At 51.3% G+C, this 14,901-nt stretch carries 16 protein-coding genes; all 16 read right to left on the reverse strand.

The features are described from left to right. Window positions 1–43 precede the first annotated feature (43 nt). Window positions 44–778: a GntR family transcriptional regulator gene (locus tag B3H65_RS02350; RefSeq protein WP_286683986.1), complete on the reverse strand. Its 735-nt coding sequence runs from the start codon at window positions 776–778 to the stop codon at window positions 44–46. Window positions 779–850: 72 nt separating this feature from the next. Continuing rightward, window positions 851–1,573 carry an HAD family hydrolase gene (locus B3H65_RS02355; protein ID WP_286683987.1) on the reverse strand — a complete coding sequence of 241 codons (723 nt, stop codon included), beginning with the start codon at window positions 1,571–1,573 and terminating at the stop codon, window positions 851–853. Between the two features lie 158 nt (window positions 1,574–1,731). Then, window positions 1,732–2,394 carry an HAD family hydrolase gene (locus tag B3H65_RS02360; protein WP_286683988.1) on the reverse strand — a complete coding sequence of 221 codons (663 nt, stop codon included), beginning with the start codon at window positions 2,392–2,394 and terminating at the stop codon, window positions 1,732–1,734. A 39-nt stretch (window positions 2,395–2,433) separates the two neighbouring features. Next, a complete protein-coding gene (locus B3H65_RS02365) occupies window positions 2,434–3,270 on the reverse strand; it encodes a Cof-type HAD-IIB family hydrolase (RefSeq protein WP_009140186.1) in 837 nt (278 codons plus the stop codon). A gap of 240 nt (window positions 3,271–3,510) precedes the next feature. Continuing rightward, window positions 3,511–4,368, reverse strand: coding sequence for a PTS system mannose/fructose/sorbose family transporter subunit IID (locus B3H65_RS02370; protein ID WP_286683989.1), 858 nt, complete (start codon window positions 4,366–4,368; stop codon window positions 3,511–3,513). After that, a complete protein-coding gene (locus B3H65_RS02375; protein WP_286683990.1) occupies window positions 4,368–5,138 on the reverse strand; it encodes a PTS mannose/fructose/sorbose/N-acetylgalactosamine transporter subunit IIC in 771 nt (256 codons plus the stop codon). Before B3H65_RS02375 ends, B3H65_RS02370 begins: the two co-directional genes overlap by 1 nt. Before the next feature lie 80 nt (window positions 5,139–5,218). Next, the gene (locus tag B3H65_RS02380) at window positions 5,219–6,253 is read right to left on the reverse strand and encodes an SIS domain-containing protein (RefSeq protein ID WP_286683991.1); all 1,035 of its coding nucleotides are present in this window, start codon (window positions 6,251–6,253) and stop codon (window positions 5,219–5,221) included. Window positions 6,254–6,815: 562 nt separating this feature from the next. Further along, the gene (locus B3H65_RS02385; protein WP_286683992.1) at window positions 6,816–7,688 is read right to left on the reverse strand and encodes a PfkB family carbohydrate kinase; all 873 of its coding nucleotides are present in this window, start codon (window positions 7,686–7,688) and stop codon (window positions 6,816–6,818) included. Between the two features lie 26 nt (window positions 7,689–7,714). Further along, window positions 7,715–8,713 carry an SIS domain-containing protein gene (locus tag B3H65_RS02390; protein ID WP_286683993.1) on the reverse strand — a complete coding sequence of 333 codons (999 nt, stop codon included), beginning with the start codon at window positions 8,711–8,713 and terminating at the stop codon, window positions 7,715–7,717. Window positions 8,714–8,751: 38 nt separating this feature from the next. After that, window positions 8,752–9,582, reverse strand: a complete 831-nt coding sequence (locus B3H65_RS02395) for a PTS system mannose/fructose/sorbose family transporter subunit IID (protein ID WP_286683994.1) — start codon at window positions 9,580–9,582, stop codon at window positions 8,752–8,754. Continuing rightward, entirely contained in the window at window positions 9,569–10,354 is a 786-nt protein-coding gene (locus tag B3H65_RS02400) for a PTS mannose/fructose/sorbose/N-acetylgalactosamine transporter subunit IIC (RefSeq protein ID WP_286683995.1), read from the reverse strand. The genes B3H65_RS02395 and B3H65_RS02400 overlap by 14 nt, the downstream gene beginning before the upstream one ends. Before the next feature lie 23 nt (window positions 10,355–10,377). Continuing rightward, on the reverse strand, window positions 10,378–10,839 hold the full coding sequence (locus B3H65_RS02405) for a PTS sugar transporter subunit IIB (RefSeq protein ID WP_286683996.1): 462 nt from the start codon (window positions 10,837–10,839) through the stop codon (window positions 10,378–10,380). Window positions 10,840–10,853: 14 nt separating this feature from the next. Continuing rightward, entirely contained in the window at window positions 10,854–11,270 is a 417-nt protein-coding gene (locus B3H65_RS02410) for a PTS sugar transporter subunit IIA (RefSeq protein ID WP_286683997.1), read from the reverse strand. Window positions 11,271–11,465: 195 nt separating this feature from the next. Beyond that, window positions 11,466–12,170, reverse strand: coding sequence for a GntR family transcriptional regulator (locus tag B3H65_RS02415; RefSeq protein ID WP_270241742.1), 705 nt, complete (start codon window positions 12,168–12,170; stop codon window positions 11,466–11,468). 9 nt (window positions 12,171–12,179) lie between these two features. Continuing rightward, a complete protein-coding gene (locus tag B3H65_RS02420) occupies window positions 12,180–12,965 on the reverse strand; it encodes a GntR family transcriptional regulator (RefSeq protein WP_286683998.1) in 786 nt (261 codons plus the stop codon). A gap of 141 nt (window positions 12,966–13,106) precedes the next feature. Further along, the gene (gene pgi, locus B3H65_RS02425) at window positions 13,107–14,801 is read right to left on the reverse strand and encodes a glucose-6-phosphate isomerase (RefSeq protein WP_278562356.1); all 1,695 of its coding nucleotides are present in this window, start codon (window positions 14,799–14,801) and stop codon (window positions 13,107–13,109) included. Between the last annotated feature and the right edge of the window lie 100 nt (window positions 14,802–14,901).

A 14,901-nucleotide genomic window follows, 5' to 3' on the forward strand; every position in this document is an offset into this window, starting at 1 on the left:
ATATACGGTCGGTATCGAACCGCAAGCGGGGCTCGACAATTCCCTAGATATCAAAACTGTAGCGCGAACCCACGTAGAACTGCCTTCCATAACAGAAATGCGCACCCTCGGCATCCAAGAACCCTACGCTCATAAAGAACAGCGGCTCCCCAACCGGAACCTTGAGCTCGCGCGCCTCGTTGATGCCCGCACGCGCAATCTCAAGGCGGCAGGGGTCAGACGCCACGGGATACTTGCCCGTGCGCTCCCCCACCACCTCGAAGATGGAGCAATTGGAAAGGCAGACGTCTTTGAGGAACTCGAACCCGTCCATGGGATAGTAGTTGTTCTCAAACAAAACGGGCACGCCGTCTGCAGTGCGCACGCGCGACACCAACAAGAGGTCCGCCCCCTCGTCCACACCAAAGAACGCGGCTAGTTCGACGTCTGCCTTAACCGTCTTGCGCGACACAACGCGCGCGCCGGCGTGCATGCCATTTGCCGCGCACGCTTGGGTAAAGCTCTGGACGTCATCCTTTTGGTGCACCTTGCGAATCATCTTAGTGGCGGTCACAAAGGTGCCGCGCCCTTGCCGTTTAGTGAGATAGCCCTCGCCCGCCAGCTCCTCGATAGCGCGGCGAACCGTAACCCGACCAACGCCATACATCTTGGATAGCTCGAGCTCTGTAGGAATCTGCGAATCAATGGGGTATGTTCCGCGCTCTATGTCGCTCTTTATTAAATCGAGCACCTGCTGGTATAGCGGGGCAGAAGAGCTCCCATCCAATTGCGAACGCATAAGAAAACACAGTCCCCTTCACACCGGCATCGATACAATATCAACTATTTTAGCGCACCAACCAAAAGACAGCTAAACGCCCGCGGGCTCCGCGCGCCTCAAAAGATCAGGTATTTGGTCGATGATTTCGTCCGCGCTATCCTGTGAAAACCCAAAGCGCTCCTCCCGCTTGGCCAAAACGGTAAGGCCGGCCGCCTTACCAGCGGTGATACCGGGAACAGAATCTTCTACGCAGCAGCAATCGTCCGCGCAAAGCCCCAGCCTCTCAAGCGTATGGAGATAGATTTCTGGATTGGGCTTGCTTTGGCGAAACTCCTCGCCGCTTACCACCACATCGAACAGCTGGGCGATTTTGCAGTCCGACAGCACTTTGTCGATTGTCTTTTTGCTGGACGAGGACGCAAGGGCGACCTTGACCCCCATCTCCTTCAGCGCGCGCAGCGTCTCTGGTACGCCCTGGTTCATAACCGATTGGAAATTGTCTGTGTACTCGCCCTTGACGTAGGCGGCATACGAAGCCCGGGCGCCCGCGATATCGAGCGGAACGCCGGCTCGGTCCCACCAGCGAACGATGGCGCCATAGAAATCCGCCCCGGAGCTGCCCACAAGCGCCATGCGCTCCCCATCGCTCACATCAAGCCCGCTGTCTATCGCATACTCCTCAAGATACCGCTGCTCTAGGTATTCGGTATCGACCAAAACGCCGTCCATATCAAATACCACGCCTTTATATGGAAAGGCAAACGCCTTGTAATCCACCGGGTCAACCTCTGCCTTGATGTTGATGAATCGCATAACGCCTCCTATCGATCATCTAAATGCGGATAGTATGGCGCAGATTCATCCTATGTTGTTCTGTGTTTTTGCAGCACTAATAAAATTCGCCCTTACTCCACAACTAAAGCAAGGGCAAATTTGATGAATATTATTAGGCTAAGAATGCAAGCGATGGGCTAAGCGATACCCAGGATGTCCGGAATTTGGTCGATGATGGCATCCGCCCTATCTTGTGAGAACCCAAAGCGATCCTCGCGCTTGGCGAACACGGTAAGGCCCGCCGCCTTACCAGCGGCGATACCGGGCACGGAGTCCTCGATGCAGCAGCATTCGGATGCATCGAGATCAAGCTTCTCGATAGTGTAGAGATAGATGGCAGGGTTGGGCTTGCTCTCATGAAAGTCCTTGCCGCTTACAATAAGCTCGAACTTATCAGAAAGATCGCACGCTTCAAGAACGGCTAAGATGCTGTCCATGGGCGAAGACGATGCCAGCGCCACGCGAACACCCCGCGAGCGCAGCTCGTCAATGGTGTCGGCAACGCCGGGGTTCAAAATCGCCTTGTAGTCGCAAGGATGCAGCGCCTCCCAGTCCCTATACGTTTGCTCCGCGGCATCCAAAGTTAGCTCGCGACCCGCGCGCGACCACCAGTCCGCCAGCACGCGCTGAAACGTTTGGTGCGACTGGCCAACCAGATCCAAAATCTCCTGGTCGGAAACGTTCAGCCCCATCTCGTTCACAAACCTGCGCTGCTCGCGCTGATAGTACGCCTCGGTATCGACGATCACGCCATCCATATCAAAGATAACGGCCTTGTAGGGAAACGTCTTGTCAGCCATTGCCATCCATCCTCTGTACTCGTCAAACAGATATCGCCGCTATGCCAAAAGCTCTTCAAGAGCACCCGCGATGCCATCCTCGTTGTTGGTGCCGCAAACCATATCCGCCACGCTCTTGAGCTCATCAATGGCGTTACCCATAGCAACACCCACGCCGGCGAGCTCAATCATGGCTCGATCGTTTTGGCCATCGCCAAACGCCGCCATCTCGCTGGGGTCGATACCGCAGCGCGGCAGGGCAAACGAGAGCGCACGGCCCTTGTCGATACCCCGGTCGGTAAATTCAAAATACCACTCGGCCGTGAACATGCAACTCAAACGATCGCTAAAGGGCGCCGCCATCTCCTGGTAGTTCTTCTGAAGATACTCGCCCGTTCCGGCGGTGAGAATCTTATTCTGCGGAACCGTGCACCACTCTGCCAGATCGCGCACCTCATGCAGGCGAAGGTTGCATGCATCGCGTTCGTACTTGATTATGTTCTTGGGCTCGCCGCCGCTGTAGATGGTGCAGTTATACGCATCCTCAATGTAGAGGCGGTCGCCATCGACCAGCATGGGGATGACGTCGAACTTCTTCATGTGAACCAGCACCTCGCGTGCAAGGTCAGCAGAAATAGCCTGATCATAGAGCACCTCGCCCGTGCTGGCATCGCGTACCTGCGCGCCGTTGAACGCGACCAGCAAGCCATTGTGACGGTCGAGCTCGAGCTCGTGCGCAAGCGCGCGCAGGCCGTGGACGGGACGACCGGAAGAAAGGATGAGCTTTATACCCGCCTCCTGCGCATCCATCAGCGCCTTCTTAGTACGCGGCGTGATGACCTTTTGATCGTTTGTCAGCGTTCCATCAATATCGAGCGCGATCGCGCGAATAGCCATAGATGCTTCCCTTCTCCCCTTTTAGTACGTTCCAAGACTTTGTTTCGATTCTACATAATTGCGCGTGCTCGCTAAAGCCCGACGCACACATGCATCCGTAAACCTATCCTTACCTTTATAGCGAAAGCAAGCGCATCACCTCTCGAGACGATACGTGCCGCCCATATTACTAATAGAAGGCATTAAAATCTCGAATGATGATGCGCGAAGGGTTTAAGTACCCTGATCACTATAAATGGGTTAGGCTGCAGCGAAGACCCCGAGCCAAGTACCCAAAATGCAGATTGCAAAGATGCCGAGAATGATCCAAATGGTCTTGACTCCCTTTTTATAGAGCCATACACAGGTAAACGTTGCAATCAAAGGCAGAATGCCCGGGAACACGGCGTCGAACAAAGACTGGAGCTCGATTTCAGATCCCCCGATGTTGAACACCATAGAGGTGCTGAGGGAAACCATGGTGGCGATCATCGCTCCAACAACGGTCATGCCAAGGACGCCCGCTCCATAGGTAAGGTTGTCCATCAGATTGCCGCTTGCGGACTGCTGGAGAAACTTGGTTCCGACATTGTAGCCGAGATGCGCCGTTCCGATTCGCGTAGCGATATTGATAACGGAGTAGACCAATGCATAGATGATCGGTCCCAAGGGATTACCGGTAGCTGCAAGACCAATACCGATACCCGCAGCAACGACACGGAACGTACCCCAGTAAAATGAATCGCCAATACCTGATAGGGGGCCCATCAATCCCACTTTGATCGCATTGATCGATGATGTATCGAAAGTAGGATCCTTGGCCGCCTGCTCCTCCATAGACACCGACAAGCCGGCGACAAAGGGCAGAACGTGCGGAGTCATGTTGAAAAACTCCGTATGCCGATCGAGGGCGGCGTAATAGTCGTCATCATCGGGATAAATCTTGCGAAGCGGCTTCTCCAATGTGTACATGAAGCCGTAGGCCATCATCTTGTCGTAGGATTGGGAGCACTGACTGGTAAATTGCCTTAAGAACATACTGCGGTATATATCCGGAGTCATGATCTTATCTTGACCGGAATGATCCCTCGCCCCGGTGGCGTTCTCGTAGCCGCTCATTAGAAATCCTCCTCTTCCACCTCGGTAGCCTGAGACCTATCGGCACTCTTGTTAAATACGATGAGCAGGGCGACACACGTGGCAGCAGCGGCAACGCCGATAACGTCCATGTTCAGATAGATCACCATGATGAAGCCGATGAACAAAAACGGAAGCAGCTTTGCGTTCGACATGGTTCTGATAAGCAGAGCGAAACCAACGCAAGCAAGGACGCCGGAGGCAACGTTAAGACCATCCATGACGAACTGCGGGATAGCGTTGAGGGCGTTGTTGATAAGATCGGCGCCAAAAAAGAGCGAACCAAAAACCAGAAGGGCGGATGGGATACCGATGGAAAGCGGAACGATAGTGAGATGGTAGAAATTCGCCTTCACTAGATTCCTATCCGCGAGTGCCGCATCGATCTTTTTGCTCGCGAAAGCACCCGGAACCGCATAGCAAAAATTCCTCCAGACCTGGAGAAATACCGAAACAGGCAAGGCAAGTGCCACGGCGGCTGCGGTACCCGCACCCGTAATAATGGCGAATGCGCAACCAAGGACGCCGGATGCGTAGACCTCGGGAGGCACTGCGGCACCGACCATAATGGCGCCCATGAACATCGATTCCAGAGCGGCACCGACAATGCAGCCCGTCTGGACATCACCAAGAATAAGGCCGACGAAAAGGCTGGTGAACAGAGGACGACCGAGCATGGTAATTCCGAATAGCTGTTCGTCCATCGACGCGACAAACGCGACCAGCGCAATGAGTATATATTGCACGACCATTTTGATCCCCTTAAAAACACCGATGGCCCGGATTGAAGAGAACCCTTCAAAACCGGGCCAACGATTGGATGACGCCTGCCTTAGTAATTCATCTGGTGATAGTAGCGGCGAGTGGTCAGCGGGTGGTTGCGCACGTTCTCCAGGTGACAGCTAAGACGCTCGGTGATGGTGTAGATAACCAGCGGGGAGACGATCTTGCGGAACTCGGGCTTGGAGAAAGGCAGCTCGACGGTGGAAGTGTCGAAGGTGTTGACCTTAACCTTAACGCCCTTCTCGTCCTCAAGCATCTTGGTAAAGTTCATAACACGGTCCATCAGCGGACGGGTCTCATCCTCGCCGTAGAGCATGATGATGCTGGTGTCGTCCTCGCACAGCTCGATGGTGCCGTGGAAGAATTCGGCCGCGTGAATCGACTTGGTCTTAATCCACTGCATCTCCTCGAGGATGCACATGGCGTAATCGTAGGCCTCGCCCCAAAGCATTCCGGAACCAACGACCATGTGGTAGTCAACGTCCTTGAAGTCCTCGGCCATGGCCTTGGCGGGAGCCTCGTAAGCTTCCTTGGCCTTGATGAGGTACGGGGTGATCTGGGCGAATTCATCCATAAAGGTGTCGTAGTCAGCAAAGTCACCGGCGTTCTTGAGGAAGCGTGCGAGCATGGTGATCTGATAGGTGTAAATCGCCTCGCACAGCACGTCGTCCTCGGCAAAGCTGAAGAACTTATAATCGGCGTACTCAGTCGCGGGGGTGTTGTCGTTGGAAACGTACATCACGGTACGGGCACCGTGCTCCTGGCAGTACTTCGCCGCCTCGATAATCTCGGGCGTGGTGCCGGTACGAGTGGAGAATACGCAAACGGAATCCTTGTTGAAACGCTTGTGGCCCATAGCAAGGAACTCGGCAGCGATTACACAGTGGGTCTCGATCTTGGACGTGGTGGTATCGAACCAGTACTGCATGGGAAGGGTGTGGGCCCAGGTACCACCGCAGCCGATGAAGAAGATGTTGGAATAACCCTGCTCGCAGATCTCATCCACGGCCTTGTCGATCTGGGGACGAAGGGCGAGCGCATCGCCGACAACCTTCTCATAACGCGGAACATCAAAGTTGAACATGGCATTTCCTCCTTTATTAGTGCTGCCTTGCCTTTGAATCCCCCACCCCTGCTTCTTTCTCTGTTCTGGTGGGCTCTTCGTTATCTGTATATTACGTAATATAACGTATCGTATTCAAGTATTGTTTTGTCTTATATCCGTGAACGGTGTTCATTATATATGACGACCAATCTACCAGCATGTTTTATTCTTTACTTATCATCTGTGAACGGTATTTATATTCAATAACTAGATTAATTCAGTATTTTGTTATGACATTACAAAAGCTATGTGCAATCCTGCGCCGATTGAGAATCGCCGATTCTCTGGAGGACATTTCGACGTGTCCAATCAAAGTCCACCTCGATTTGCGACCAGCTATCATTCGAAACAATTCGTCGCCCCCCCCCCGAGTCATTAGACAACGCGAAAGACCGAAGGGCGCCAGTTAGGCCTTAGATCCTCTTATCTCACCGGTCCCAAGATATCCAGCCTAAAGCATCTAATAAAATGGGTCCGATCCAAGCAAATGCTGAACCGAACCCAAAAACAGCCTGATAAATTATCAAAGGACTCGTGAAGTCTACGCTTTCGCAACCATTCCTGAAATAGAATGCTCAAATCCAAAACCGCCCGGCCTCAAGCAGTTCTCAGCAGAATACTCGGCTGCACGTTTAAAGGCCTTAGCAATAGATTCCTTGTTTAGCGGAACGCCCTTACGCCACCCGCCGCTCAAGCAGCTAACTACAAAAGCAGATAGATAAGAATCTCCAGCTCCCATCGTATCGAGCGCATCGACTCTATCGACAACGCCTTCATATGAGAATTCTCCGTCATAGAAAACTGGCGGCTCGCCTCCTCTAGTTGCAATCGCATACGAGCAGCCATGGGATACGGCCCTTCGCAAAAGCTCGGCAACTTCATCATTCGTTTGATTCGAACAAGAAAACAAACCAAGATCAATATAAGGGCACACAAGATTGAAATAATCCTCAGTTCGATACTTATCTTTGACGGAAAAATCATAGACTACCAAGCAATTCAATTCTGAGAATCTAAATACATAGTCCTGCAGCTTTGCATTTACACTGGTGAGAACAGCATCGAAGTCATGCAGATAATTAACATCGGAATCTGTTATCGCTACTTTATGAGCCCAGCATGAGCCAGTATCATACCCAACCTCTTCGCGCTCTCCATCATAAACATTGACATCGCACGTTTTTGTAGTCGCGCCGCGCGGGAAAACACTTTGTGACAAGTCAACACTAAGAGATCGAAGAGAGCTAGCGATGATACTACCGCCCAAATCATCACCAATTACGCCGATATACGCCGAATCCGCACCTAACATAGCCGAATGAGCAGCAACGTTAACAGCGTTTCCCCCTGGATACATAACGCCCTTGTTGAGATATCGATCGATTACGTTATCTCCTATTCCCGCGATCCTCATCTCAACACCTCCTAAGTTATGTTCCTTTAGTATTCAACCTTGCGGTAATACCGACGAATATCAAGAGAATGATCTCGAATTTGCTCGAAATTCTTGCTTACGCGTGAAAGAACGGCGTTAAGAACAACCGGGGAAAGCATCCAGCGGAACTCATCGCTAATTCCGGGCAGTTCATAGTCGCGCGTATCAAAGACGGTGAAATCGTCTGCATACTCATTGCAGAATCGCGCCACGCGCTCATCAAGAGGTCGCGTCTGAGCCTCCGTCATGGCAAGAGCAACGCAAACTCCGGGTTCAACCAGCTCGATAGTTCCATGGAAAAACTCAGGCGAAGAGACAGACTTGGTCCGCAGCCACTGAGATTCCTCAAGAACGCACATAGCAAACGAGTACGTAGGGCCCCACAGGTTTCCCGAACCGATCCAAATCTGATAAGGATCGTTCTGGTGCTTCAAAGCATACTCGCGCGCCATGCAATCTGCCGCTTTACCAACGGAAACAAGAGCGGATGGAAGATTTGCGAGCTCATCAGCAAAGCGATAATACTCATCGAAATAACCCTTGTTGTTTAGAATCTTACCAATAAGCAGGTAAAGGACCATCTCCATTGGACGACCGTTTTTGTACACAACGCTATAATCGGACAACTCGCCAAGAGGTGAATTCTCAACACCCAAAGTAGAGATAATCGTGCATCCAGCATCTTTTACCGCTTTTGCAGCTGCGACAGTCTCTTTGGTATCGCCGGATTTGGACGCCATAAATGCTATCGTTCCCTTTCCAATACGACGATTGCCTACGGTGAGCAGATCAGCTGAAATCTGAGACTGAACCGGAATGTCCGACATGGTCGAAACAAGATAATCAAAAGGTTGCATCATTGCCAAAGAGCCACCGGAAGAAGTGAAAAAGATCGAATCGAAGCCCTGGCTGCAAACTTCATCAGCAATGCGCTCGATTTCAGCTCTTTGAGCATAGATATAAGCACCGTTGTCCATAATTGCCTGCTCGTCAAACGAGATCATGATAAAAACTCCTTAGCAAAGTCGACCGATATAAAAAGTTAGACAGCAAAGATGCCGAAGAAAGACCCAATGATTCCGACTGCCATAAGAATGACGAGAATCCATGCGATTTTGACCTTATGCTGAACGAGCTGAAACACTCCGAACGTAACAAGAAGCGGCAAAAGGCTTGGCATGATACCGTCAATGATGCTTTGAATGGATTGCGCGCTATCGCCCGTACCTAGCGAACCCGCGACACTCACGCTTACAAGATTGGGAACCATAGCCCCAATAACCATAAGACCAAGGATGGCAGCTCCCATGGTGAGCTTGGGCATCAAGCCAGACTCCTCGATTTTACTGAGGAAGCTTGTGCCAAATCCATAACCCCATTTAAGGCAGAGCCACCTAACGATATAGGCTGGAATATTGAAAACGAGAAGGAAGAGCAACGGACCCAGAATATTCCCCTGCATGGAAAGCGACACGCCGAGACCTGTTGCGATCACGCGCAACGTTCCCCAAAACAAAGAGTCACCAATTCCGGCAAGAGGACTCATAAGCGCAGCTTTAATGCTGTTGATCGAAGATGCATCAAAACGATCATCATTAGCGTTCGCCTCTTCCATTGCCGAAGAGATACCTAAAATGAGGGTTGAGATATATGGCGTCGTGTTAAAAAACTCCATATGGCGCTTCGCAGCCTGAATCTGATCTTCCTTATTGTCGTAAACACGACGAATAATCGGAAGCATGGAGTAACAGTAACCCATATGTTGCTGTCGCTCGTAGTTCCAAGAGTATTCCATGGTTAGGGAACGGAAGAAAACCTTTCTCAAATCCTGCTTTGTTATCGATGAGCTGTTTGTGCCATTAGAAGTCGTCATCGTTGAGATCCCCCTCCGAAGCAAGCTGAGGCGTCTGAGCAGCAATACTGGGCTGTACGACCACAAGAATGATCGCAAGACACATACCGATGATTGCAATGCCAAGAATCGGAACATTGAGGTACGCACAAAGGGCAAAACCCAAGACAAAGAACACTGCAGTCTGCTTATTAATAATCATGGACGCAAGCAGAGAGATGCCGAGAGCCGGAATAAAGCCACCCGCAACAACCAAGCCATTACTGACAAACTCAGGAATAGCCTCGAGTACGGCATTCATAACCGGCGTACCGAAATAGAATGCCAGCGCACAAATGACGAAACGGGGAAGAGATTTAACCACGAAGCCACCAATAAGATGCATGCGCTCCATTCCGGTAAAATCTCCCTTTTCTACGCAGTCGTCAGCCTTGTGGACAAAAATAGGAAGCACAACCAGCGTCAAGGCATTGTCCACGATGAGATACAGCGATGCGATGGGAAACGCAAGCGTAAGAGCAATCTCTGCTCCCTGTCCCGTAGAAATCGCGAAGGCGGTTCCGAGGATACCTCCCGTAATCACATCCGGTGGAACCGCAGCGCCAATAGTCACCGATCCAATAAACACCATTTCCAGGGTAGCTCCGACAATAATACCCGTCTCAAGGTCACCCATCACAAGACCTATAAGGACGCCCGTTACTATTGGACGAGATGCCAGGCAAGTTCCCAAAGCCCACTCAAATGTAGAGCACATGGCAACTAGTCCAATAAGAATTGCCTGCAATAGCATGCCAAACTCCTCCCCAAGTTAATCTAGAGAATTACCTTTTGATCCCTCGGAACCTGTCTAATCTCCACCTCGATTCCCATATCTTTAAGCTCTTCAATCATTTTCAAATCTGTATCGCTAGCAAAAACCGTAGATGACAAACGATTGACTGCCTCGTCTTTAGGCTTGGTCCCACCGATATTGATCTGCTTTACGCCGTCGTATCCTTTTGCGAGCCTGTATGCGTCCTCGATACTCTCCACGACAATAAAAAGCCGATATTTATCTGTAACCCCACTAACAAGCGCCCCAATGGAATCATCAATTGACTTAATAACGAGCTTGACACCAGCCGGACGAGCAAGTTTCAGCGTAGTTTTACGAACATCATCTTTTACGACGGCATCGCTGGCCACAAGAATACAATTTGTTGCGAGCTCTTGAGTCCATGTCATCGCAACTTGACCATGAATCAATCGATGGTCGACCCTTAGCAAAGTAAGCATGACAACCCTTTCTTCTAAAACTCCTCGTCTATCTCAATGTCTCCTGGAACATCACAGTACTTGATGCCGTCAACCCCAATACGCCTCACCAATGCCCGCAGCCCCTCGTCATCCAACGAATCGAGACCAACAAGTATCTCCAGCACCAACGGAAGGGACATTCCCGCAATGAGGCGAATAGAGGGGTCGGACAAGCGATTCATGAATGCGTTGTTAACCGAACCCCCATAGATATCCGTTAAAACTATCCACTCATCTCCGTCTTCACGCGTCTTCTCCCAAAAGTCAATGAGCTCATCCACATCCATAGAGGCAGAATCGATATATGCGCAAAGAACCTTAATGCGTGAATCCTCGCCACAAAACATCTGAACCGTCTCGCGCATTGATTGTGCCAGCGGCCCATGGCTGGCAAGAAGCAATTTCCTCATTCACTCTCCTTTTCTCTTTATGGTTCCCAATGTATATATCGTATTAGTTTGTATTGTTATCCTTAGTATCTTTATATTTTCAGATAGGTCAATTAGCTTTTTCCTGTCATCCGCAAATGGCGAATAATTCCCCGTAAACGGCAAAAGGCGCCCCGTTCCATGCGAGACGCCTTTCAAACAGCCTATAAAAGTAATTTAAAGATAGAATTTAAGTCGTTCGGTGCAATACACCTGCCTTGATAGAAAAATGGGATCTCCAGTAATATCGCACCGCTTATCAATGAACAGAAGCAGTGCGGCGCCTTCCTCAACGTTGAGACAATCAGCTTCATACGCATTGGCAAAACAAACCTGCAATGTCCGCTCATTCGACCCAAGAGTTATACCATGCCGCTCGAGAATTTCGAAAAGCGAACCGGAAAGATCCTCATGGTCCAAAAATGCGAGCGAAGGGGCATAACTATTGGTTTCAAGTACTGTCGGAACGCCATCGACCAGACGGAGCCTTCTAGTCTGAAGAATGTTCTCGTCTTCACGGACGCCCAGGAACCGCATGTCTTTCAACGAGGGATATACCCAGCTCGTCTCCAGTACTTTGGTAGAGGGCTTTTTATCAGATAAGGTGCAGGAATGCGTAAAGCTTTCCCTATCATCGGCAGCATAGGAATCACGCTTCATAGTTACAAAGGTGCCCTTACCTCTGGTTCTTTCAACTATATCAGCGTCTTCAAGCTCTTTGATCGCTGCTCGAACAGTAATTCTGCTGACATCGAAGCGCTCCATAAGCTCGGCTTCGGTTGGCAGCTTATCCCCTTCTTTAAATTCACCGGTCTCAATCTGATCCATAAGATCACGGACAATTTGCTTATATAACGGGACTGCGCTTGCAGATTTAACCATATATATCGACTACCTCCTGCCCTCATTTAAACCAAGGCTATCCCAATTCACTCCCAATTGATTTGCTCGATTAGAAAAGAAGTATTTGAAATAGTCACCAAGCATCACCTGCTTAGTAAAATGAACTGGCGTACCAGTGCTCATATAAACTGTTTCACTCAATATGAACATCGCCGCCTCACCTTTGATTTCTAGAAGAGCTTTTTCCTCTTCCGTCGCCAGCCCCGCCTCAAGCACGATAGATGGAAAACAATTATCTTCAAGTCTAAGACCAGTCTCACGTTCAATAACTGAATATAGCGATGAGTTGTTCATATCAATATCCAACAAAAATGAAAACCGATCAGCCGGAAGATAGATATGCTCAATCATCGCAGGAATGTAATCAATAGAACGAATACGCTTAAGATATACCGTCTTTTCGCCATTCTTTAAACGCAAATGATGGGCAACCGTAGAAGGAGGGTCAATCTGAATCAACTTCAAGACCCGAGAAGAGGTCTTGATATTGTTGATGTTGCAAAAATAAGTGAAACCTTTAAACGTACTAAGACTCGACGTAATCTTTGGCTGTTTAATAAATACGCCCATCCCATGCCGAGTATCTAGCACATCATCCTCAATAAGCGTCTGAAACGCCTTCCGAATCGTCGCACGGCTGACTCCGTAGTCCGAACAGAGTACGCTTTCAGCAGGAAGGACTCCACTTGCGGAGAACTCCCCCTTTTCGATCCGTTGCCGCAGATCTTTTGAGACCTGCGAATATAGTGGGACCGCACTACTTGGATTTATCATAGCAACCCCAATGGAAAGATTTAACATAATACGTTATAACATAACCTAATATGTAATATTGTCCACACTAAATAGGGCAACGGTACCGATAATTCCGGCACCGTTGCCCTATTTGGTTAAACTATGCAGTCTTGAGACGTATTAGCGGCGATTTGCGCGATAGAACTCAATCAAAGCCTTGGTGGAAGCATCCTGGGTATCCAGGGCCTCATCATCATGGAAGGCAGGGGTGATCTGCTTGGCAAGCTGCTTGCCCAACTCAACGCCCCACTGGTCGTAAGAATCGATTCCCCAGACCGTACCCTCGATAAAGGTGATGTGCTCGTACAGGGCGATAAGGGCACCCAGTGCGTGCGGGGTAAGGTCGACGCCAAAGATGGAGGTAGTGGGACGGTTGCCCTCGAAGCAGCGGGCGGGAACCATCCACTCGGCGGTACCCTCGGCGCGAACCTCGTCAGCGGTCTTTCCAAAAGCGAGGGCCTTTGTCTGGGCAAGGAAGTTGCCCAAGAACAGCTCGTGGACATCCTGGCCGTTGTCCTCAACTGCGTTGGGAGTATTCACAAACGCGATGAAGTCAGCGGGGACCATACGGGTGCCCTGGTGGATAAGCTGGTAGAAGGCGTGCTGGCCGTTGGTGCCCGGCTCGCCCCAGAAGATCTCGCCGGTAGCGGTGGTGATGGGGGTGCCGTCCCAGCGGACATGCTTGCCGTTGGATTCCATGGTCAGCTGCTGCAGGTAAGCCGGGAAGCGGTGCAGGTACTGGTTGTACGGCAGCACGGCGTGGCTCTCGGCGCCAAAGAAATTGACGTACCAAACGTTCAAAAGGCCCATGAGCGCAACAACGTTCTTGTCGAACGGGGTGTTGACAAAGTACTGGTCCACCTCATGGAAGCCCTCGAGGAAGCTCTGGAAGCGCTCCGGCCCCAACGCAACGATAAGGGACAGGCCCACGGCGGAGTCGACGGAATAGCGGCCGCCAACCCAGTTCCAAAAACCAAAAGCGTTCTCGGGATCGATGCCAAAATCCGCAACCAGGTCAAGCGCGGTGGACACGGCGACAAAGTGACGGCGAATCGCCTCAGCGTCCTGCTCGGGCGTGCCGTCGATAACGCCGGCGTCGTGCAAGCTCTTGAGCATCCAGGTCTTAGCCTCGCGCGCGTTGGTAAGGGTCTCGAGCGTGGTGAAGGTCTTGGAGACAACGATCACCAGCGTGGTCTCAGGGTCGAGACCCTTGACCTTCTCGGCCATGTCGTTGGGGTCGATATTGGAGACGTAGGTGCAATCGATGCCGGCGTCAGCATAGGGTTTCAGGGCCTCGTACACCATGACCGGGCCAAGGTCGGAACCACCGATACCGATGGACAGCACATGCTCGATGCGCTTGCCGGAGACGCCCTTCCACTCACCGGAGCGGACGCGCTCTGCGAAGGCATACATGCGGTCGAGGACCTCGTGCACGTCGGCAACGACGTCCTGGCCGTCAACCATCAAGGTGCCGGCATCGCTTGCGGGGCGGCGCAGCGCGGTATGGAGAACGGCGCGGTCCTCAGTGGTGTTGATGTGCTCGCCGGCGAACATGGCGTCGCGACGGGCCTCGATGCCCAGCTCGGAAGCAAGGTCGAGCAAAAGCTTGACGGTCTCGTCGGTAATGAGGTTCTTGGAAAGGTCAAAGTGCAGATCGCCCAGGTCATAGCTCAGCTTGGCCACGCGATCGGGATCGGCAGCGAACCAATCCTTCAGGCTGATACCCTGGGAGACCAGCTCGTCATGATGCTTCTGCAACGCAGCCCACGCGGGGGTCTTGGTCGCATCGATGGGCGCGGAGACGGTTGTCATATGCTTCCTCCTTGTAATGGACGCGATGGAGCAGGCTCAGGCGCCCGCCCCGCTGGACGGCCCTCCCGTACGAGGCCGAATGTCCAACATCTCTATTGTA

Source organism: Collinsella sp. UBA1693 (genome assembly GCF_002320115.1).
Classification (GTDB): Bacteria; Actinomycetota; Coriobacteriia; order Coriobacteriales; family Coriobacteriaceae; genus Collinsella; species Collinsella tanakaei.

What these genes read in the sequence shown, in the direction of transcription:
- B3H65_RS02350 (WP_286683986.1), bottom strand. Translation starts at nt 778, where the DNA reads ATGCGTTCGCAATTGGATGGGAGCTCTTCTGCCCCGCTATACCAGCAG.
- B3H65_RS02355 (WP_286683987.1), bottom strand. Translation starts at nt 1,573, where the DNA reads ATGCGATTCATCAACATCAAGGCAGAGGTTGACCCGGTGGATTACAAG.
- B3H65_RS02360 (WP_286683988.1), bottom strand. Translation starts at nt 2,394, where the DNA reads ATGGCTGACAAGACGTTTCCCTACAAGGCCGTTATCTTTGATATGGAT.
- B3H65_RS02365 (WP_009140186.1), bottom strand. Translation starts at nt 3,270, where the DNA reads ATGGCTATTCGCGCGATCGCGCTCGATATTGATGGAACGCTGACAAAC.
- B3H65_RS02370 (WP_286683989.1), bottom strand. Translation starts at nt 4,368, where the DNA reads ATGAGCGGCTACGAGAACGCCACCGGGGCGAGGGATCATTCCGGTCAA.
- B3H65_RS02375 (WP_286683990.1), bottom strand. Translation starts at nt 5,138, where the DNA reads ATGGTCGTGCAATATATACTCATTGCGCTGGTCGCGTTTGTCGCGTCG.
- B3H65_RS02380 (WP_286683991.1), bottom strand. Translation starts at nt 6,253, where the DNA reads ATGTTCAACTTTGATGTTCCGCGTTATGAGAAGGTTGTCGGCGATGCG.
- B3H65_RS02385 (WP_286683992.1), bottom strand. Translation starts at nt 7,688, where the DNA reads ATGAGGATCGCGGGAATAGGAGATAACGTAATCGATCGATATCTCAAC.
- B3H65_RS02390 (WP_286683993.1), bottom strand. Translation starts at nt 8,713, where the DNA reads ATGATCTCGTTTGACGAGCAGGCAATTATGGACAACGGTGCTTATATC.
- B3H65_RS02395 (WP_286683994.1), bottom strand. Translation starts at nt 9,582, where the DNA reads ATGACGACTTCTAATGGCACAAACAGCTCATCGATAACAAAGCAGGAT.
- B3H65_RS02400 (WP_286683995.1), bottom strand. Translation starts at nt 10,354, where the DNA reads ATGCTATTGCAGGCAATTCTTATTGGACTAGTTGCCATGTGCTCTACA.
- B3H65_RS02405 (WP_286683996.1), bottom strand. Translation starts at nt 10,839, where the DNA reads ATGCTTACTTTGCTAAGGGTCGACCATCGATTGATTCATGGTCAAGTT.
- B3H65_RS02410 (WP_286683997.1), bottom strand. Translation starts at nt 11,270, where the DNA reads ATGAGGAAATTGCTTCTTGCCAGCCATGGGCCGCTGGCACAATCAATG.
- B3H65_RS02415 (WP_270241742.1), bottom strand. Translation starts at nt 12,170, where the DNA reads ATGGTTAAATCTGCAAGCGCAGTCCCGTTATATAAGCAAATTGTCCGT.
- B3H65_RS02420 (WP_286683998.1), bottom strand. Translation starts at nt 12,965, where the DNA reads ATGATAAATCCAAGTAGTGCGGTCCCACTATATTCGCAGGTCTCAAAA.
- pgi (WP_278562356.1), bottom strand. Translation starts at nt 14,801, where the DNA reads ATGACAACCGTCTCCGCGCCCATCGATGCGACCAAGACCCCCGCGTGG.